This window comes from Bacillus sp. FJAT-49711, assembly GCF_018343715.1.
Lineage (GTDB): Bacteria > Bacillota > Bacilli > Bacillales > Bacillaceae_C > Lederbergia.
On record NZ_JAGYPL010000002.1, the window covers coordinates 1,237,172 to 1,256,674 of the forward strand.

Genomic DNA, 19,503 nt, shown 5'->3' on the forward strand with positions numbered 1-19,503 from the left:
GCCTAGATTATGGCATCTATCACTATTAGAGATGTAAAAACAATCTTGACGGCACCGGAAGGAATTAATCTAGTTGTAGTAAAGGTGGAAACATCAGAGCCAGGACTATATGGAATTGGATGTGCTACTTTCACACAACGACATTTGGCTGTGAAGACGGCTGTAGATGAATATTTAAAGCCTTTTTTAATTGGTAAGGATCCATTACAAATTGAAGATATATGGCAATCAGCGATGGTGAGCTCTTATTGGCGCAACGGTCCCGTTTTGAATAATGCTCTATCCGGAGTCGACATAGCACTATGGGATATAAAGGGCAAACTTGCCGGAATGCCCGTATACCAGTTTTTAGGTGGAAAGTGCCGTGAAGCTGCCGCTGTATACCGGCATGCTGACGGAAGGGATGGCCAGGAACTTGTTGAGAATGTCCATTTTTATATGGAACAAGGAGTCCGTTATGTTCGTTGTCAATATGGTGGATATGGTGGACGAAGTCAGAAAATACTCTCACCAGAAAATTCACCGCCTGGCGCATATTTCGATCCAGATGCATATGCACGCTCTATACCTAAAATGTTTGACTATGTACGGGATAAGATTGGTTTTGAAGTAGAGCTAATTCACGATGTACATGAACGAGTAGCTCCTATCGAGGCAGTGCGGCTCGCCAAACAATTGGAACCATACCGATTATTCTTTTTGGAAGATCCGTTAGCACCTGAGCAAATAGAGTGGTTTCAAATGATTCGTCAACAAAGTTCTACTCCGATTGCGATGGGAGAGCTGTTTAACAACCCCCGAGAGTGGACGCCCTTAATTGTAAACGGACTGATCGATTTCATACGGGTACATATTAGTCAGATTGGTGGTCTTACTCCTGCAAAAAAGCTTGCATCAATATGTGAAGCATTTAGTGTACGGACAGCATGGCATGGACCAGGAGATGTGTCGCCCGTAGGACATGCGGCAAATATCCACCTTGATGTAAGCAGCCCTAATTTCGGCATTCAAGAGTGGTATGGCTTCTCAGATGTGATCCAAGAGGTTTTTCCAGGGTGTCCGGAATTGAAAGATGGTTATGTTTATCCAAATGATCGTCCAGGATTTGGAATTGACATCGATGAAGAAAAAGCCGCTAAATACCCATGTTCAAACGAATTGCCAAGATGGACATTGGCGAGAACTCCTGATGGAACTTCAGTTAGGCCTTAATGAAGCTATCAAATATATGTAGAAATGAAATAGGAAAAGTAATGTTCTCTTATTTCTTTTTTAAATAATATAATTACTTTACAAGTAAAAAGCATAAGATTTTATTCGTCTATAGTCTTTGCTATTTTCAATAAAATTCAAGCAAAACTCCTCTGTTGCTAAAAAACGGTTTGTTATTACCGACCAAAATTTTAGCAGCGGAGGAGCTTTTTTGTGGGAAATTAGATGGAATTAACCATATATATATTACATTGATTTTTTCGAAAAATATTATTACCCTTTTTTGAAAAAAATCAAACAATTTCGTAAAATAATCACCTATTAAATTTGTAAGCGTATTCAATATAATGAATACACAGATCATATTTTACGAGAGAGGGGAAGGTACCTTGGGATAATAAAACCTTTTTCAATAAGCACTTCTAATCCAATTAACGAGGTTGATGTTGAAAGGTTAGTAGAAAAACAATCATTTCTCATGCGTTTTTTCAGAAGAAAGAAAAAAACATCTAATGGAAATAATCTAGCCGGCTATATTTTTATTTCTCCTTGGCTCATAGGTTTTTTGCTTTTAACAGTCTGGCCAATTGCTCAATCTTTTTATTTATCTTTTACAGAATACTCTTTACTAGAAAGCCCCAAATGGGTAGGCTTCGAGAATTATCATAACATTTTTTTAAAAGATAATTTATTTCGAAAATCTTTAGCTGTTACTTTTACCTTTGTTATCATTTCTGTTCCACTAAAACTACTTTTTTCATTAATGGTAGCGATGCTATTAAATCAAAAGTTAAGAGGTATGAACCTTTATCGTACGGCTATTTATTTTCCCTCATTAATAGGTGGAAGCGTTGCGGTTTCCGTCTTATGGAGAAATATGTTTGGTGCAGATGGATATGTAAACCAAGTATTACAATGGTTCGGAATTCAAGGTGTCGGTTGGCTTCATACTCCAGAAACAGCACTTGGCTCATTAATTCTATTAAACACATGGCAATTTGGCTCAGCAATGGTTATTTTTTTAGCAGGATTAAAGCAAATACCTCAAGATTTGTATGAATCAGCATCAGTGGACGGCGCAGGGAAAATTAGAAACTTTTTTCACATTACACTGCCTATGCTATCTCCAGTCATGTTTTTTAATCTCATCCTAGGTATCATAGGATCTTTTCAAATGTTTACCCAAGCTTTCATAATTACAAAAGGTGGACCTGTCAATTCAACTTATATGTATGCTCTTTTCTTATTTGAACAGGCGTTTAAACATTATAAAATGGGATACGCTTCCGCTCTGGCATGGATATTATTGTTTATTGTTGCTGTATTGACAGCTATAAACTTCATAGGATCACGCTACTGGGTTTACTATGAGTCAGATGATGGGAGAGAGGGGAAATGAGTATCAGAAAAAAGTGGTCAAAAATGGGAAATCAAATGTTTTTAATTTTATTCTCATTATTAATGCTTTATCCGGTAATTTGGTGGATTGGAGCATCTTTAAAAAAGCCTGAAGAATTAAGGCTTCCAACAATTTGGCCAGAGGTTCCTAATTGGAACAACTATGTAAACGGCTGGTTATTCTCCTCAGAATTTACATTTGCTCATTTTTTTAAAAATACTTTGATTATGGAGTTTTGGAATGTATTAGGTGCAGTCTTAACAAGTGCACTTGTAGCTTACGGTTTTGCCAGACTTAATTTTAAATTTAAAAATCTATGGTTTGGCATATTAATGTTAACGTTAATGCTGCCTGGGCAAGTTACGATCGTTCCTCAATATATTTTGTTTAACCATTTTGGTTTTGTAGACAGTTATGTTCCATTAATATTACCCCATTTTTTTGGGGGAGGAGCATTTTTCGTATTTTTATTAGTTCAATTTATTAAAGGGATACCAAAAGAATTGGATGAAGCTGCAAAAATTGATGGTGCATCTGTTTATAGTATTTTCATTAGAATTATTTTTCCTTTACTTAAGCCGGCATTAGTGACAGTAGCAATCTTTACTTTTATATGGAGCTGGGATGACTTTTTTGGGCAGATCCTTTATTTAAGTTCAATAGATAAATATACCGTAGGATTGGCATTACGAATGTTTGTTGATCAGTTTGAGGTTCAGTGGGGGGAATTACTAGCAATGTCGCTATTATCCATCACGCCTTCCGTTCTACTATTTTTCTTTGCTCAAAAACACTTTGTTGAGGGAATTACCACGACAGGTCTAAAAGGATAGTTTATAAAACTTTGAAGGGAGAATGTAGAGTGAAAAGCAACGTGAAGGTGTTAGGTTTATTCATTTTTTCCATATTTTTGGTGCTAGCCTTAGCTGCTTGTAATGGGAAACAGGGTAAGGAAACTTCGAGTAGTAAAGATGGAAAAACAAACTTGAGTATCATGTGGTGGGGTCCAAATGAGAGGCATGAAGCTACTTTAAAAGCACTTGAAATTTATTCCGAACAGAACCAAAACATTAAGTTTACTCCTGAGTATTTAGCATGGGATGGATTTTGGCAAAAGCTTCCGACGCTGGCGGCATCAAAAACAATGACAGATATTTTGCAAATGGATGGTGCCTATATTGATGAATATGTCAGTAAAGGTACATTGGCGGATTTATCTGATATAGATTTAGATGGAATCGTTGATCCAAAAATTGTTGAAAACTTAAAAATAGATGGCAAACTATATGGAGTTCCATTAAGTCACAATGGGTCAGGGATTGCATTTAATAGACAAGAGCTTGAATCTTTAGATATTACGCTGCCACAAAAAGATTGGACATGGGAAGATTACTTCAATTTTGCCAAAGAATCACGGTCTAAATTGCCTGAAGGGAAATATCCGATATCAGATTCTACTGGAAGTTGGGAGTGGTTCCAATTTTATCAGACATCCAAAGGAAAAGGGCCAGTATTAGAAGGGAAAAATTACAATATTGATAAGGATTTGTGGTTTGAATACCAGGGAATCTATGACCAATTTAGAAAAGAAAAAATTGTCCCTCCAGCTGATGTACAAGCTGCCTTTTTGGAAAATGATCCGCAAGGAGACCCAATGGCTTCTGGAACGGTAATGACAAGAAGTGCTACTGTAGGTTCCGTAAGTGTATTGGAAACATTAATGCCTGGTCAAGTGGAGGTTGTGAATAATCCAACTGGACCTGCTGGCGGTGGGTGGGCACAGTCTACTATTTTCCTAAGCGTGAGTGAGACTAGTAAATATAAAGAAGAAGCTAAAGAATTTGTTCGTTGGTTTATATCAGATATGGAAGCTGGAAAAACGCTTGGTTTGACGAGAGGTATCCCAATCAATGATGCAATCTATAAAGAACTTGAGCCAAACTTGGAAGATAAAGATAAAATGAGCAGGGCATTACTAGATGTAGCTATTGATAAAGCATTGCCATTTTACCCAGCTCCTGCGGGATGGTCGGAATGGGTGCAAACCTATGAAACAGAAATGGAAGCTGTTATGTTCGGTCAAAAATCGTATGAAGAAGCTTATAAAGTAATTGATGAATTAGGAAAAAGTACAGCAGCTAAGTTAGGTAATTAGGAGAAAGGAGGAATATGAGTGAAATTAGCGGAAATGTTTTCCTCATCGCCCGACCAAATGTGGCACTTAGCAAAACAAATGGGAGTGGACTATGCTGTTGGCCCTCTCCCACGAAAAACCAATTTCTATGAATCATATGATTATACGAATCTCATGCATATGAAAAAAAGATTTGAAGACTTTGGTTTAGAACTGATGGTAATAGAATCAGCACCTCCTACTAATAAAATAAAACTAGGTGTTCAAGGGCGGGACGAAGAAATAGAAGTCATGCAAAAATTAATTACAAATATGGGCGCATTAGGGATTCCGGTTCTTTGTTATAATTTTATGGCAGAATTCAACTGGTTCCGGACCTCCACATCAACTAGATCTCGAGGAGGAGCGCTTGTAACTAGCTATGATCATTCCGTCATGAAAAATGCTCCAATAACGAATGCTGGGCTTGTAAGCGAAGAAAAACTTTGGGACAACTTAAAATATTATCTTGAAAAAATTGTTCCAGTTGCAGAAAAAGCAAAAGTGAAGCTCGCACTTCATCCAGATGATCCTCCAATCTCACCGATACGTGGTGTATCAAGAATTTTAGTAAATGCAGACGCATTACAACGTGCGATAGATTTGGTACCAAGTGAATATAGTGGAATTACATTATGCCAAGGGACACTAGCAACAGCTGGAGAGAATATTCCATCTGTGATTCGCCGTTTTGCTCGTCAGGATAAAATCTTTTTTGTCCATTTTCGTGATGTCCGAGGGACAGCGGAAAAATTTGAAGAAACCTTCCACGATGATGGGAAAACGGACATGCTGGAAACGATGGTAACCTATTATGAAGAGGGATTTGATGGTCCAGCTAGACCTGATCATGTCCCTACGATGGAAGGAGAGGATAATAGTAATCCGGGATATGAAATTCTAGGTAGGTTATTCGGTGTGGGTTACATTAAAGGATTAATGGAAGCAGCGGAGAAAAGAGATAAAATTATTGGATTAAATAACCAAGCTAGTGAATTGATTGAAAGTTAAACATTGAAGTATTAGGATCGAGTCTTTACATAATACTACTCGGTCCTTGGTTTTTCTAATTCATTGGTAATTGGAATCCATGAAATATAAAAATTTCTTTTAATGCGTTTTTATAAATCTGCTGTGCCGTAAATAAGGGAATTACCTTAACTATAAGTCAATCACTAATAATAAATTCATTAATTATTATTCTAGTTAAAAAGAGGTTAGCCCTTATATAAGGGGGTGGAGGAATTGAAATGAATAGGGAGGAATTAACATAAAGATAGAAGTAGCAAAAGAAACACAATTAGATTTACTTGTGTCCCAGTTTTCTCCAAATAGCCCTAAGTTTCATTACAACCGATAGAATGTTCAAAAGAAGAGTGAAGGACTATATTTAATTGCTTGAGCGACAAAATTCCTATTGGTCATTTTTTATTGAAGTGGTGGTCCAATGATGTCTCTATCACCCAAAAGATTGATATTACCTACACTGCCTATTCAGAAGCGGGAGTAACAATAGAGGAATATCGAAAAATGGGAGTAGCAACAACTTTAATTAGAGAAGCAGAACTGTTTCAAAAGAAAAGGGTTGTACTTGCATAGGCTTAGAAGTTGGAGTAGAAAACACTATAGCGAAACGACTTTATGAAAAACTAGCTTATAAATATTGGGAATATAGTGAATATACAGTTAATTGAGAATATAATGATTGTAATGGAAATAAATCAATTACGACTGAGATAGTCTCTTTTATGCATAAAGATCTTCAGAAAGATAATAATTGTTAGTTAAAGAGAAAAATGAGATTACAGAACAGTAGTTTTCAGGCTAGTAATTTTTATTTTATCCCAACTTGATACTTAAAATTATCGATAATCGATAGTGTGGAATAAATTATCGATAATCGATAAAAAAGGAGGTTCCTATTTGAATGTACGGCATGCTCCACTTCAAACCAACTCAATTAGTACACAAGTTTATTTAACATTAAAAAAGAAAATCCTTGAAGGAGAGCTCAAACCATATGATAGGTTACCAGTATTAGATATAGCGAATGGTTTTCGAATAAGTCAAGCACCTGTTAGGGAGGCCCTAGAACGGTTAAAACAAGAAGGGTTAATTATTGGTCAGCACAATAAAGGTTCAGTTGTGTCTAATATTACTTCAAAAGAAATTAAAGATATCTTTATTTTACGAGAAATGATTGAAGGATACGCTGTAAGGCAATCGATTCAAAAACTTAAAGAATTTGATTTTGAACTTCTTGAAAATATTACTAGAGAGATGGACACTGCAATCAAACAGAATGATCTGCTAAAAATATTAGAATTAGATATGGATTTTCACGGCTATTTATATGAACGTTGCGATAACTATGCCGTGTTAGACCTTTGGAATAGCATGAAAACAAAGATAATGCGTTTTATGGCTATATCCAATAAATATCACTCTACGGACGGGCTTGTTCAATGGCATCAAATATTAATAGATGCATTAAGGCAGGGAGATGCTGACGAGGCTGAGGCAATGTTTATAAATCATATGCATTCATATAAAACCATCCATGTAGACTAAATAGTATCAAATACCATTGGAAATTGGAAAAGCACTTACAGTTAAGGAGGAAAAGTGTATGCAACTCCAAAGCATGGTAAAAGAAGATATTATGCTTAAATTAATGAAAAGTCGAATTCTAACGGAAATGGTTTATAAAGAAGGAGCCCATAATAAATATAATGTTATTCGTTTTTTTTCCAGTTTAAATATAAGTGTACCATTTAGTTTTCCTACACTTGCCTTACTTGAGCCTTCAGGTAACTTCCGAAACAAACATGAGGAGTGGGCATTTACCGAGCACGTTATGGATTACATACAGACGAATATTACTCCTAATAGTGTAACCTTTATGGACGTAGAGGGTAGAATTGGTTTGTTATTCTCATGGGAATCCAGAAATACGATTGAATTTGTACACCAATCATTAAATGATCATTTTACTATTCCAATTAATATTGGAGTTGGAGAACCAAGTAATCGCTTAGAAAATATTCATATTTCTTATCAAAAGGCTGTGGATGCGTTAAAAAATAAATTTTATAAAGGTATAGGGAATATATTCTATTTTAATGAGATTGAAGAGTATAACGATCACTCTAGTTATCCAATTGAGCTAGAGGAAGATCTATTTAATAGTATTAAATTAGCTGATGATGATTATGACATTCATATTGCAGTAGAAAACTTCTATCATAGCATATTAAAAAGAGGCCTCCTTAATACTAAAAATGTATGCGAAATGACAATTCGTTTAATTGTAGGTTTGGAAAAAAAGGTGATTGCCGATATAGGAGAGACAAATATAAGTGTTTTTGTAGAATTAAATATTATGAGAGTTATATATATGGAAACTTTACAAGAAATAAAAGAATATGTTTGTAATTACTTGAAAATGCTAAACAAAATACTAATGTATAATAATAATGGCCACAGTGTTATTACTAAGGCACTTCATTATATGGAAAGGGAATGTAATAATGCAACTTTAGAAAGTGTGGCAGAGGAAGTTTACATGACTCCAACGTATTTGAGTGCTTTGTTTAGAAAAAACACAGGATATACATTTATTTCGAAACTTACTCAAATACGAATCGAAAAAGCTAAAACTATGTTAAAAGGGACTCCTTTAAAAAATTATGAAGTTGCTGAAATGGTAGGATACCGGGATTCTAGATATTTTAGTCAAATTTTTAGAAAGACTGTTGGAATAACTCCTACTGAATACAGGGAATTAAATAAAAGTGCTCAATAAGACTATGAACGAAAAAAAAGAGATCGCTTCAAAAGGTACTAGAACTTTTGAAGCGATCTCTTGTTATAATTCTTGAATTTAACTCCAGAGCCTGTCATTAGAATAGAAATTATCCCACTCATTGGTCGGTTCCCATATGCCTGGGATATCAGGATGAAGATGCTGAGCAATTACTTCATCGTTCAAATCATCAATACCAAGACCCGGGGCTTCAGGAACTTTAATGAATCCGTTTTGTACAAGTGGTTTTGGAAGCTTACTTATAATAAGATCATCCCACCATGGAACCTCTACAGAATGATATTCTAATGCAAGGAAATTTTCAGTCGCAGCTGCAACATGAGCAGCTGCCAGGCAAGCTATTGGACTTTCCGCCATATGAATTGCCATTCCAACACCGTATTCTTGAGCCATATCACCGATTTTCTTTGTTTCTAATATTCCACCAGTTGTTAATACATCAGGATGGATTACCGAGACTCCACCAGATTCAAGCAAAGGTTTAAAGTTTTCTTTTAAATAAATATCTTCACCTGTGCAAATTGGAGTGGTCACGGAATTTGCGAGTCTTACATATTGGCTTGTATATTGCCAAGGAACCATATCCTCCATCCAAGCAAGATTATACTTATCGATACGGCGGCCAAGCTTAATGCAATCTTCCACACCAATATGCCCAAAATGATCGATGCATAATGGAACTTCATAACCAATGACATCTCGGACCTGGGCAACATATTCTTCTAACATATCTAAACCTTTTTCAGTTACATGGATGCCAGTAAAAGGATGCGCTATATTATAGACATCGTATAGACGGTTTCGGAGATATTTCATCTCTAATTCTGACATATTTGAATTATTTCTGTTATACCAAGCTGTTGATAGTTCTCGCATTTCAACTAAAAATCCAAGTGGAGCACTTAATGTACCAGGTTCCTGAATGATTTGGCCGATGCCTAAGTCCATTTTTAAAAATGTAAATCCTTGCTCCATTCTTTTTTTAAGGGCATGCCCCATGGCTGTTCCCGTATCTTTGCCTTGAACATCTGTATCACAGTACATGCGGATTTGATCACGGAATTTACCGCCTAGCATTTGATAAATGGGTACCCCGTATGCTTTTCCGGCTAAATCCCATAAAGCAATCTCAATACCACTCACTCCGCCGCCTTGACGGGCGTGTCCTCCGAATTGCTTGATTCTTCTGAATATCTTATCGATATTGCAGGGGTTTTCACCGAGAAGTCGTGATTTTAGCAATTGAGCATATACTTTATCGGCACCATCACGAACTTCACCAAAACCAACTAAGCCTTGGTTAGTATATACTTTAATTAAACTACAGTGCATTGGGGCACCTGTAATATCCGCAAACCGGATATCCGTAATTTTTAAATCAGTTGGAGTAGAATGTGTACTTACGTACGCTAACGCGCTTTCAAATGTTTCTTGATTTGTCATATTTTTAACTCCTTAAAAAATATTATAATAACATGCTTCCGCCATCCATTCGAATTGCGGCTCCATTCATAAATTCACTTTCATTAGACGCTATAAATGAAGCAATATGACCAATATCTATTGGTAGTCCGACTCGGCCAAGGGGAAATTTTTTTAATCTCTCTTTCCTTTTTTTCTCACTGATTTCTGGATCGATCTCTTCGTCTATTTTGTATTTCCCTACGTCAACTGCTCCAGGTTCGATCATATTAACAGTAATTCCATACTTTGCAAGCTCAATAGCACTTTCTCGCACCAACATTTTTATAGCACCTTTTGTCATTGAGTAAACGGTGTCAAAGTCTGTTGGTCTTTTATCATGAACGGAGGAAATATTGATAATTCTTCCTGATTGTTTCTTTTTCATATAAGGAACAACGGCTTGGATGCACTGCCAATATCCTTTCAGGTTAGTATTCATCATGCGGTCGTAATCACTGCTTGTGTAATCAAGGAGGTCAATATTTAGTTGTAATGCAGCATTATTTACTAAAATATCTATGGATCCAAAATTATCGATTACCTTTTCTACCATTCTTTCAATTTCATTCTTAGATTGAATATCAGCTTGTACAATAATAGACTCACTACCTAGCCGATCTATTTGCTCTTTTGTGTCCAGAGCTCCTTTATTACTCGAATTGTAGTGGATGGCAACCTTTGCACCTTGTTTAGCAAGTTCTACCGCAATCCCTTTCCCAATTCCTGTTCCTGCCCCAGTAACTAAGGCAATCTTGTTAGAAAGATCCATAGAATCACCTCGAATAAAAAATAGTTATTCAGTTATTTAAACTTCAGAATTTACTTTAGTTACTGGGACTTTCATTTTATGGTCCATGTAATGTAATAAAAATCCACCATCTAGACGAATATCAGTCCCATTTATATAACGTGATTCATCTGAAGAAAGGAAAAGGGTAAGATGAGCTAAATCCTGAAAATCTCCTAATATTGCATTTGGCACTTTATATTGATAAGCTTCATAGATTGAAGATATATTACTTTTGAATTTTTCATTATCTCCGACAATTGGGCCCATTTCAATTGAATTTACATTTATTCCATGACGCCCTAGGTTTAAAGCTGATTCACTACATAGAAGTTTAACAGCACCCCTTGAGGCACTATAAACAAATGAGGAACCTGTCGGTTTTTCGGCATGAATGGAACTAATAAAAATAACTTTTCCAGATTGCTTTTTTACCATTTGTTTGCCTACGACTTGCGTACAAACAAAAGCCGACTTTGCGTTGCTGTTCATCACTTGTAAGAATAATTCTTCTGTACAAGTTTCGACTTTTGTTGGGATAATAAAATTATTATTATGGATAAGGATATCTACTGATCCTAGTTGTTTTTCTATTGTTACTAAAAGCTGACTTAATTCCCTTTCATTGCAAAGGTCAATATTAGCAACTACTGTTTTACTTCCCTTACTTTTACAACTTTCCAAGTTTGATTCGATTGCATCCCCATTAGAAGCACTATTTAATAAAAAATGTGCACCTTCACTTGCAAAATGGTTTAAAAGTGTTTTTCCGGAATCATGATCGGCATCAGTAATAAAGACAAGTTTATCCTTAAATTTCATGACTTCCCTCCCTTCAAAATATTCGTTTGGAAGTGCTAATTGTTATTTATAGAATAGAAAACACGGTCCATCCAAAATAAGTGCAATAGGCTCATATATACACAACTCAATCATACATAGTAGCACTTTACTTTTTCGATGCCGTAAAATTATGATTTTGTTTGATTTTTTTATCATCATGCAAGTCCCTAAGAAATCAAACAAAATCATAATATTGTAATCTTTAAACATCTATATAAAACTTATAAATTGTAAATATATTAAATCAGTAATGAACAGGAGGAAATATGAATAAAGCTAACTTTACTTCAGGAAAGGGCATGCGTAGGAATGTATTGTTGGTCATGTCAGATGCTTCTCTTTTGATCTAGGTAAAGGGAGTGAAGGAAGAAGTTAAAGTTATAGCAAATAAGGATATTCACATTGAAAAAGTGGAATTAAAGGTTGAACTCGAATGCATATTAATTCTTAAACTTTTTATTAGGAGATGGATGCTTTGGTAAAAAACTTAGATGATACAACAGTTTTACATAATGGAATTAAGATGCCTTGGTTTGGGCTAGGGGTCTTTAAGGTGGAGAGTGGAGAAGAAGCTGTGAATGCAGTAAAGGCTGCAATAAAAAATGGATATAGAAGTATTGATACTGCTTCAGCGTATAGAAACGAGGAAAGTGTTGGAAAAGGAATTAGAGAGTCGGGAGTTCCTCGTGAAAACATCTTTGTGACTTCAAAAGTATGGAATAGCGACCAAGGGTATGACTCTACATTGGAAGCATTTGATGCAAGTATAAATCGTCTTGGACTAGACTATCTTGACCTATATTTAATTCATTGGCCAGTAAAAGGGAAATATAAAGAAACATGGAAAGCGTTGGAAGAAATCTATAAGGAGGGTAAAGTTCGTGCAATAGGGGTTAGTAATTTTCATGTCCATCATCTAAAAGATTTATTGCAAAATGCTAAAATTAAACCAATGGTTAACCAAGTGGAACTGCACCCAAGGCTTGCTCAATTAGAACTACGCACTTACTGTAAAGACCAAGGAATACAACTCGAGGCTTGGTCTCCTTTAATGCAAGGAAGACTTTTAGATAATGAAATCTTGGCTGAAATTGGGGAAAAGCACAACAAAACGACAGCTCAAGTTATTCTACGATGGGATATTCAAAGTGAGATTGTAACAATTCCCAAATCAGTAAAAGAACATAGAATTATTGAAAATGCAGATATTTTTGACTTTGAATTATCAAATGAAGAGATGGAAAAAATCGATGGATTAAACCAAAATAAACGTGTTGGTTCAGATCCAGATAATTTTAATTTCTAAGATACTTAATATTGGTCCTAAGGTTATAAGCATTCCAATAAGTGACTGTATGTTTTCGTCAATATAAGGAAGTAATGAAAAAAATAGATATCTTATGGAAGTTTAGGAATGGAGTACTTCTTCAAACGGGTAAATAAATATGCGAATATATAGGGGGAATTTAAGAAATCCCTACTATACAAACAATGTCCACCAATGTATAGTATAACGTAGTCATAACTAGCCAGTCCTCAAATTAGGGCTGGCTCATTTTAGTGAAAAACGACAGAGAAATTTACTTGTAAAGGAAGCATACTATATGTTCAGAAAAAACCCTCTCGTATCCCTTAAGATGTTTTTGTTTTTCGGTGCGGCGATCAGCTCACTAGTTGTTAGTTTTTTGCCTTTATATTTTCAAAATAATGGGCTGTCAAAATCTGCAATCGGGATGTTTTTTGCACTAGGAACGGCGGTCGGTCTTTTTGCCCAGCCAGTTTGGGGATTTATGAGTGATAGATTTAAAACAGTTAAGAAAATCATTACTGTTGTTTTAATTGGTATTTTAATAGGAATATTTTTGATATTCCAACTCAGCTCGCTTGTTTGGCTTTATGTAGCAGGTGCCTTATTTTTCTTCTTCTTTACCGCTTTAAACCCATTATCAGATAATTTAGCTAAGCGTGTAGCGGATGAATATAAAGTATCATTTGGCTCAATACGATCTTGGAGTTCCTTTGGTTTTGCCATTCTTTCTTTAGCAAGTGGATTTTATTTTAATAAGATGGGTGTACAATCTCTGGCCATTCCGATGATGACCGTTGCGGGAATTACATTTCTATTATCGCTGACACTAAAAGATGCGAAATCTGGTGCGAAAAAAGTCAATTTAAAAGAAGTGGGTCAATTTTTTAGAAACAGAACATTACTTATTTTCTTTTTGTTAAGCTTTTTTATTTTCCTGACGCATCGTGTGAATGATAGTTTCATTAGTTTATATTTATTTGAAATCGGTGGGAATGAAATGCTTGTTGGCTGGCTTTGGTTCATAGGCGTGCTTAGTGAAGCCATCCTTTTCTTTACAAGTTTTATCTGGTTCCGATCGGAAAGCCCCATTAAATATATGATCATTGCTGGTTTTCTTTTTACGATTAGATGGATCATGATTGGATTTATTACAGACCCGTCTATGTTGCTATCTATACAAGTATTGCATGGGATTTGTTTTGCAATCATGTATATGGGCGCCATAGAATATTTATATCGGGCCCTTCCTGTTGAGATGCAAGCAACGGGCCATATGGTTTTCATGGGGATTGCGTTTAGTATTACGAATATCATTGGCTCCTCAGTTGGCGGCATTATCTTTGACACATTTAGTGGCTCGACTCTATATTTTTTAATGGCTGTTAGTTCGTTCATAGGGACAGTTGGATTTATCTTATTTTCGATTAAAGAAAAGTCTAGTAGAAAACTAGGAATGGTAGAAGGATAAGAAAAAAGGTGCAAGATCATCATGATCTGCACCTTTTTGTTTGCTGTCTAGCTTCAGTGTCTGTCGACTAGCAAACTTCTTACTTCTTCCTATAATAAGTCAGCATCAGCTTATTCCAAACCGTGTTTCCTTCATCTAATAAAAGAAAAGTCGACTAAAACCGCTACGTCTTGTGACGATGACGAGCCAGATTCTATAGGTCTGTACATCGATATAAAAGGAGCTTGAGTTTTTCTTATAATTATTGTTCTAATTTAGTATCTTTTTTTACAAATTTCAAATAAGCGAAATAAATGACTCCAATTCCTAGCCATGTGAATCCTAGTTTTTTAGCAAGGATGTCTAAATTGATCCAAACATAGGCAATAATCAGAAAACCGATGGCTGGAAGTACTAGGTGACTGAAATAGTTCTTGCTTTTCTTCTTTCTAATATAAAAGTTAATAACAGAAATGTGCAATAACAAGAAAGCAGTAAGTGCACCAAAGTTGATGACTGAAGCAAGTTGTCCAATTTGTGCTGAGAAGAACATTGTTACAATAAATGAAATGACAGCAACTACAATCGTTGCGACAAATGGCGTTTTAAACTTCGGATGAACTTTTGATAATGCATGTGGCAGCTTACGGTCGCGAGCCATACTAAAGAGAATACGAGAAATGGCTGCTTGAGCAACGAGTGCGTCTGCAATCCCCCATGCAATAACTGTAGCAATAATGGTCGTCCATTTTAGCCAAGTACCACCGGCAATTTCAGCAATTTGATAAAAGGCAGTGTCTACATTTTCAAAAGTAGTAAAGTCTGGCCAGATTAATGCTGCTACCCAAGTTTGGATAATGAACATGACACCGACGAGAAGCAGCGCCCCGATAATAGCATTACCAATTGCTTTTCGGCCGCCTTTAGATTCTTCGGCAAGTGTGGAAACAGCATCAAAACCAAGGAAGCTTAGAACTGCAATAGAAACTGCTCCCATTACTGTAGCCATTGAAAAATGTTCTTTATCGTACAAAGGTTTGAACGTAAATTCTGCACCGTTCACATGTTGTGCAACGGCAATAATACCTGCTACTACGAAAATAACTAAGACTATAAGTTCAGCAATTAATATATATTTATTCGTTTTTGCAGTAAATTCAATACCTAGTACGTTAATAAGTGTATTTATTCCAATGAATATGAGCAGCCATATAATGATAGGCACTTGCGGCACGATATCTGCTAGTGCAGCAGCACTCACTAAATATAAAAGTGCAGGAACGAAAATATAGTCAAGAAGAATGAGCCAGCCTCCAAAAAATCCAGCTGTGTCATTAATTCCGTGTTGTGCATAAGCGTAAACTGAACCGGAATATGGAATGGCCTCTGACATACGCGCATAGCTGAGCGCTGTAAAAATCATCCCAATCATCCCGATTACATACGCAAGGGCGACCATTCCTTTTGCACCTGTTGCAACCTCACCATAAATACCGAATGGCGCAATCGGAACCATGAAAATCAAACCATAAATCATTAAATCCCAAAATGTTAATGCACGTTTCAGTTCCTGTTTATATTCAGGAGCCTTCCCGTTTAAATCAGCCTCTTGGCTTAGTTTTTCTAGTGACACTCAAATTTCCCCCTAAACATTAAAATATTTCTATCTTATAAGCATCTAAAAATGATTGTGGAACAAAGAATCTAGCTGTAAGAAGGGGATCAACAATTTGAGAGATTTGTGATTGTCCAATTGAACTCATCAACATTGTCATCTCTGCCACATTCATATCTGTGTATGGCATTAATAAATCGATCATCTCTTCAACAGCAAGCTTTGCTGCCTCATCAAGTGTTTCAGCACTTACTAAGATGCTAAGGCCATCCTTATTTTTAACAAGTGGATGTTTTAAACTTTTTCCTTTTTTCACTTCAAGTGTTAGGTCAGCTTGTCCAGCAACCTCAATTCCTGAAACGCCGATTTCTCCATCTCCCATTGCAGCATGCATATCACCAAGACCAAATAAAGCACCTTCGTGAAAAACAGGGAAATAGATGGTTGCACCTTCTGTGATTAAAACAGTGTCTAAGTTTCCACCGTGGTTGCCTGGTGTTCCGCATGGCACAGCTTCATTTTCTGGGGCAACTCCGATCACGCCGATCATTTTATTGAGCGGGATGCGGACTTTTTCATTGAAAATAGCCTCATTCCCTTCAAGCGGAATCATTTTGACTGTGAACTCATCAATCCTATGGCCCATAACACCAAGGTTTTGACCCGTCGCAAGTACCCCGGGACCTTTAATATCAAGGCCATGAATTGTTACAGCAAGTACATCTCCTGGTTCAGCTGATTCCACATAAATCGGCCCAGTTGCTGGATTAATTCGTTCCCAATCGATTGCGTTCATCGTTGTTTCGCTAGATGTAATTTGTCCTTCGAAACAATCATACGCATCAACCGTAATTCGGGTTCCAGATGCAACAGTGGCAACAGGTGTATGTTCTTTGCTGAATGAATAAATTGGAGTCCCTAAACCAACCGTTTGACTCATTTTTCTACCATCCTTTCTGAATTGTATAAATATTAATGTCATAATGTTACGACATATTGCGAAGATTATAACATATAAGAAAATGAAAGTGAATGTTTTGTGAACTTTTTCCTATTTTATTAGAGTAATAAGGAGGTTTTTTAGAGGAGGATGGCTCATTGTGGTCAAAATGTACTGCTTTATTATGAATGCATATGATATTCACGTTTTTGTTGAGTGCATGCAATGGATGAATTAGATATAATAATAGAAAATGATTTTAAAAGGAATTTTTTTTATGAAAAAAAGATATTTTTGGCTGCTTGCAGCTATTCTTTGGTGTGCAGCCATTTTTATTGCAACGGCTTCCCCTTCATCTACCGGGGGTCATACTCAATCCATATTGGAAAGATTTTTTCATCTGACTTCAAGCGAGGCGCAAATGTGGAATGTGATTTTTCGTAAGTTCGTTCATTTAGCTGCGTTTGGATTTCTTGCCGTCCTATTCTACAATAGCTTGCAACAAAACCGATTTTTGATGGCATGGATGTTGACGACAATATATGCAGCAACAGATGAACTACACCAAGTCTTTATTCCAGAACGAACAGGTGCATTGCTTGATGTTGGATTAGATTCCTTAGGGGCCATCGCCGCGCTTGTTGGGGCGAAGCTATTAATAAGGAGAAAAGAGGGGAGAAGGGTTCATGGTTAAAGTATTGTTTGTCTGTCTAGGGAATATTTGCCGCTCTCCAATGGCGGAAGCGGTATTTAGGGATTTGGTAAATAGAGAAAACCTTGGCGGAAAGATCTCAGTTGATTCCGCGGGGACAAGTTCGTGGCATGTCGGCGCTCGCCCGCATAAAGGTACGTTAAAGAAATTGGAGGAATATCGTATTTCCTCTGAAGGTATGTTTGGAAGACAATTTATTAAAAAGGATATAGAAGAATTTGATTACATCATTGCCATGGATGAAATGAATATTCACGATATTTATGATATATGTGGTCAGCCTGAACATCCGAAGGTAATCAGATTGCTTGACTTGACGGATCGGAAAGCAGATGTACCTGATCCATATTATACGGGTGATTTTCAAGAAACGTATAATCTTGTTTTGGAAGGCTGCCAAAGATTGATGGAAAAAATAAAAAACGAAAAATCATTGGAAGGATGATCATCATGTGCGAACCTTTATTTTTAGAACCTGTTTTTCAGGAGAGAATTTGGGGAGGGACTGCATTAAAAGAGAAATTTGGCTATGATATTCCGGATGATCTTACAGGAGAATGCTGGGCGATTTCTGCTCATCCAAATGGACCCTCTGTTGTGAAAAATGGCGAATTTGCTGGTAAAACATTAATAGAACTATGGACTGAGCATCCTGAATTATTTGGAAATCAACAAGGCGGAGTATTCCCTTTATTGACGAAAATTTTAGATGCGAATGCTGATTTGTCTGTTCAAGTGCATCCAGATGATGAATATGCAAATGAGCATGAAAATGGCGAGCTTGGAAAAACGGAATGCTGGTATATCATTGACTGTAAAGAAGGAGCGGAGTTGATCTATGGTCACACCGCGCTTACAAAAGAAGAATTTGTCTCTAAGATTGAAAATAACGAGTGGGACAAGCTTTTGAGCCGAGTGAAAATTAAACCAGGCGATTTCTTCTATGTACCGAGCAGAACGATCCATGCGCTGGGAGAAGGAACGCTCGTTCTTGAAACACAGCAAAGCTCTGACACTACATATAGGCTATACGACTATGACAGACCTGGACAAGATGGAAAGCCACGCGAACTTCATATTGAAAAATCAATTGACGTATCAACAATTCCACACCAAGTTCCTGAGTTTTCGCCTGAAGTAAGTACAATTCCGGGAGCTGTCATGACTAAATTCGTTGAAGCCGAATTCTTTACAGTTCATAAATGGGACATTGACGGTACTGCTAAGTTTGAACAAAATCAACCATTCATGCTATTAAGCGTACTCGAAGGAGACGCACTCCTATCCCTAAATAAAAAAACATACCCTATAAAAAAAGGCGATCATCTCATTCTTCCATCAGGAACAGAAAGCTTCCAACTCGAAGGAAAAACAATGCTCATCGTATCGCATTTATAACGTATTTGCCGCCAACAATTCAGAATTGTTTCCAAGTTGTGTGAGTGCCCACTAGTGTTGCACGTTTGTAAAAAAATGTAAGGTCAGACTAAATATTAATTTTCCACCTTGCGGTAAAATAAAAAAACTCCTAATGTAGATAGGGAAAGACGACCTCATCAGTTCCCTACACTACAAAAGGAGCACGCAATGAATAGTGTAGATCAAGATTTAGTCTTTCGTCAATATTTATCTTTATTACCAGCCACAACACTGGCATGCCCATCCCATAATTACAACTTCACAAAATTATCGGATGAATCCTTAGTGAAAATATTTCTCCTTTCGACCCTCTTTCGCTGGGGTAGCCTTCGGGAAATCGAAGTAGCTATAAGGTCG

The 19,503-nt window shown here is 36.5% G+C and carries 18 protein-coding genes and 1 pseudogene; 14 read left to right on the forward strand and 5 right to left on the reverse strand.

What is annotated here, in order from left to right:
- Positions 1-9 precede the first annotated feature (9 nt).
- The 8 genes from KHA96_RS13250 to KHA96_RS13285 all read left to right on the forward strand — a co-directional run bounded on the left by KHA96_RS13250 (position 10) and on the right by KHA96_RS13285 (position 8,589).
- Positions 10-1,212 (forward strand): enolase C-terminal domain-like protein, encoded by a 1,203-nt coding sequence (locus KHA96_RS13250; RefSeq protein ID WP_213129736.1) that lies wholly within the window; start codon positions 10-12, stop codon positions 1,210-1,212.
- Between the two features lie 478 nt (positions 1,213-1,690).
- Positions 1,691-2,611, forward strand: a complete 921-nt coding sequence (locus KHA96_RS13255) for a carbohydrate ABC transporter permease (RefSeq protein WP_213129737.1) — start codon at positions 1,691-1,693, stop codon at positions 2,609-2,611.
- Entirely contained in the window at positions 2,608-3,444 is an 837-nt protein-coding gene (locus KHA96_RS13260) for a carbohydrate ABC transporter permease (protein ID WP_213129738.1), read from the forward strand. The genes KHA96_RS13255 and KHA96_RS13260 overlap by 4 nt, the downstream gene beginning before the upstream one ends.
- A gap of 29 nt (positions 3,445-3,473) precedes the next feature.
- Positions 3,474-4,766, forward strand: a complete 1,293-nt coding sequence (locus KHA96_RS13265; RefSeq protein ID WP_349305745.1) for an ABC transporter substrate-binding protein — start codon at positions 3,474-3,476, stop codon at positions 4,764-4,766.
- 18 nt (positions 4,767-4,784) lie between these two features.
- Positions 4,785-5,795: a mannonate dehydratase gene (locus KHA96_RS13270; RefSeq protein ID WP_349305746.1), complete on the forward strand. Its 1,011-nt coding sequence runs from the start codon at positions 4,785-4,787 to the stop codon at positions 5,793-5,795.
- Positions 5,796-6,182: 387 nt separating this feature from the next.
- On the forward strand, positions 6,183-6,383 hold the full coding sequence (locus KHA96_RS13275; protein ID WP_213129740.1) for a hypothetical protein: 201 nt from the start codon (positions 6,183-6,185) through the stop codon (positions 6,381-6,383).
- Positions 6,384-6,707: 324 nt separating this feature from the next.
- Positions 6,708-7,355 carry a GntR family transcriptional regulator gene (locus KHA96_RS13280; RefSeq protein ID WP_213129741.1) on the forward strand — a complete coding sequence of 216 codons (648 nt, stop codon included), beginning with the start codon at positions 6,708-6,710 and terminating at the stop codon, positions 7,353-7,355.
- Positions 7,356-7,413: 58 nt separating this feature from the next.
- Complete coding sequence (locus tag KHA96_RS13285; RefSeq protein WP_213129742.1) at positions 7,414-8,589, forward strand: helix-turn-helix domain-containing protein; 1,176 nt, start codon at positions 7,414-7,416, stop codon at positions 8,587-8,589.
- A gap of 78 nt (positions 8,590-8,667) precedes the next feature.
- On the opposite strand, the gene KHA96_RS13290 is transcribed toward KHA96_RS13285, so the two are convergent.
- The 3 genes from KHA96_RS13290 to KHA96_RS13300 are packed head-to-tail and all read right to left on the reverse strand — an operon-like array spanning position 8,668 to position 11,683.
- Positions 8,668-10,053, reverse strand: coding sequence for a mandelate racemase/muconate lactonizing enzyme family protein (locus tag KHA96_RS13290; RefSeq protein ID WP_213129743.1), 1,386 nt, complete (start codon positions 10,051-10,053; stop codon positions 8,668-8,670).
- A 22-nt stretch (positions 10,054-10,075) separates the two neighbouring features.
- Complete coding sequence (locus KHA96_RS13295; RefSeq protein WP_213129744.1) at positions 10,076-10,843, reverse strand: SDR family NAD(P)-dependent oxidoreductase; 768 nt, start codon at positions 10,841-10,843, stop codon at positions 10,076-10,078.
- Positions 10,844-10,879: 36 nt separating this feature from the next.
- Positions 10,880-11,683 carry an SDR family NAD(P)-dependent oxidoreductase gene (locus tag KHA96_RS13300; protein ID WP_213129745.1) on the reverse strand — a complete coding sequence of 268 codons (804 nt, stop codon included), beginning with the start codon at positions 11,681-11,683 and terminating at the stop codon, positions 10,880-10,882.
- 487 nt (positions 11,684-12,170) lie between these two features.
- Here KHA96_RS13300 and KHA96_RS13305 point away from each other — a divergent pair, with 487 nt between their 5' ends.
- The gene (locus tag KHA96_RS13305) at positions 12,171-13,010 is read left to right on the forward strand and encodes an aldo/keto reductase (RefSeq protein WP_481748232.1); all 840 of its coding nucleotides are present in this window, start codon (positions 12,171-12,173) and stop codon (positions 13,008-13,010) included.
- A gap of 298 nt (positions 13,011-13,308) precedes the next feature.
- Entirely contained in the window at positions 13,309-14,481 is a 1,173-nt protein-coding gene (locus KHA96_RS13310) for an MFS transporter (protein ID WP_213129747.1), read from the forward strand.
- 241 nt (positions 14,482-14,722) lie between these two features.
- On the opposite strand, the gene KHA96_RS13315 is transcribed toward KHA96_RS13310, so the two are convergent.
- Together KHA96_RS13315 and KHA96_RS13320 are read right to left on the reverse strand one after the other, a co-directional pair.
- Positions 14,723-16,093, reverse strand: a complete 1,371-nt coding sequence (locus KHA96_RS13315) for an APC family permease (RefSeq protein WP_349305747.1) — start codon at positions 16,091-16,093, stop codon at positions 14,723-14,725.
- A 19-nt stretch (positions 16,094-16,112) separates the two neighbouring features.
- Complete coding sequence (locus KHA96_RS13320) at positions 16,113-17,015, reverse strand: acetamidase/formamidase family protein (protein ID WP_213129748.1); 903 nt, start codon at positions 17,013-17,015, stop codon at positions 16,113-16,115.
- Positions 17,016-17,292: 277 nt separating this feature from the next.
- On the opposite strand from KHA96_RS13320, the gene KHA96_RS13325 reads away from it, so the two are divergent.
- From KHA96_RS13325 to KHA96_RS13340, 4 genes and pseudogenes are all read left to right on the forward strand, one after another.
- Positions 17,293-17,709, forward strand: coding sequence for a VanZ family protein (locus KHA96_RS13325; RefSeq protein WP_213129749.1), 417 nt, complete (start codon positions 17,293-17,295; stop codon positions 17,707-17,709).
- Positions 17,702-18,172: a low molecular weight protein-tyrosine-phosphatase gene (locus KHA96_RS13330; protein ID WP_213129750.1), complete on the forward strand. Its 471-nt coding sequence runs from the start codon at positions 17,702-17,704 to the stop codon at positions 18,170-18,172. The genes KHA96_RS13325 and KHA96_RS13330 overlap by 8 nt, the downstream gene beginning before the upstream one ends.
- Positions 18,173-18,177: 5 nt before the next feature.
- Positions 18,178-19,125, forward strand: a complete 948-nt coding sequence (gene manA, locus KHA96_RS13335; RefSeq protein ID WP_213129751.1) for a mannose-6-phosphate isomerase, class I — start codon at positions 18,178-18,180, stop codon at positions 19,123-19,125.
- 189 nt (positions 19,126-19,314) lie between these two features.
- Positions 19,315-19,503: pseudogene (locus KHA96_RS13340) on the forward strand (IS4 family transposase); the annotation flags it as partial.

Excerpts from the sequence above, each read along its gene's own strand:
- KHA96_RS13250 (WP_213129736.1), top strand. The coding sequence starts at position 10 with ATGGCATCTATCACTATTAGAGATGTAAAAACAATCTTGACGGCACCG.
- KHA96_RS13255 (WP_213129737.1), top strand. The coding sequence starts at position 1,691 with ATGCGTTTTTTCAGAAGAAAGAAAAAAACATCTAATGGAAATAATCTA.
- KHA96_RS13260 (WP_213129738.1), top strand. The coding sequence starts at position 2,608 with ATGAGTATCAGAAAAAAGTGGTCAAAAATGGGAAATCAAATGTTTTTA.
- KHA96_RS13285 (WP_213129742.1), top strand. The coding sequence starts at position 7,414 with ATGCAACTCCAAAGCATGGTAAAAGAAGATATTATGCTTAAATTAATG.
- KHA96_RS13290 (WP_213129743.1), bottom strand. The coding sequence starts at position 10,053 with ATGACAAATCAAGAAACATTTGAAAGCGCGTTAGCGTACGTAAGTACA.
- KHA96_RS13295 (WP_213129744.1), bottom strand. The coding sequence starts at position 10,843 with ATGGATCTTTCTAACAAGATTGCCTTAGTTACTGGGGCAGGAACAGGA.
- KHA96_RS13300 (WP_213129745.1), bottom strand. The coding sequence starts at position 11,683 with ATGAAATTTAAGGATAAACTTGTCTTTATTACTGATGCCGATCATGAT.
- KHA96_RS13305 (WP_481748232.1), top strand. The coding sequence starts at position 12,171 with ATGGATGCTTTGGTAAAAAACTTAGATGATACAACAGTTTTACATAAT.
- KHA96_RS13310 (WP_213129747.1), top strand. The coding sequence starts at position 13,309 with ATGTTCAGAAAAAACCCTCTCGTATCCCTTAAGATGTTTTTGTTTTTC.
- KHA96_RS13320 (WP_213129748.1), bottom strand. The coding sequence starts at position 17,015 with ATGAGTCAAACGGTTGGTTTAGGGACTCCAATTTATTCATTCAGCAAA.
- KHA96_RS13325 (WP_213129749.1), top strand. The coding sequence starts at position 17,293 with ATGAAAAAAAGATATTTTTGGCTGCTTGCAGCTATTCTTTGGTGTGCA.
- KHA96_RS13330 (WP_213129750.1), top strand. The coding sequence starts at position 17,702 with ATGGTTAAAGTATTGTTTGTCTGTCTAGGGAATATTTGCCGCTCTCCA.
- manA (WP_213129751.1), top strand. The coding sequence starts at position 18,178 with ATGTGCGAACCTTTATTTTTAGAACCTGTTTTTCAGGAGAGAATTTGG.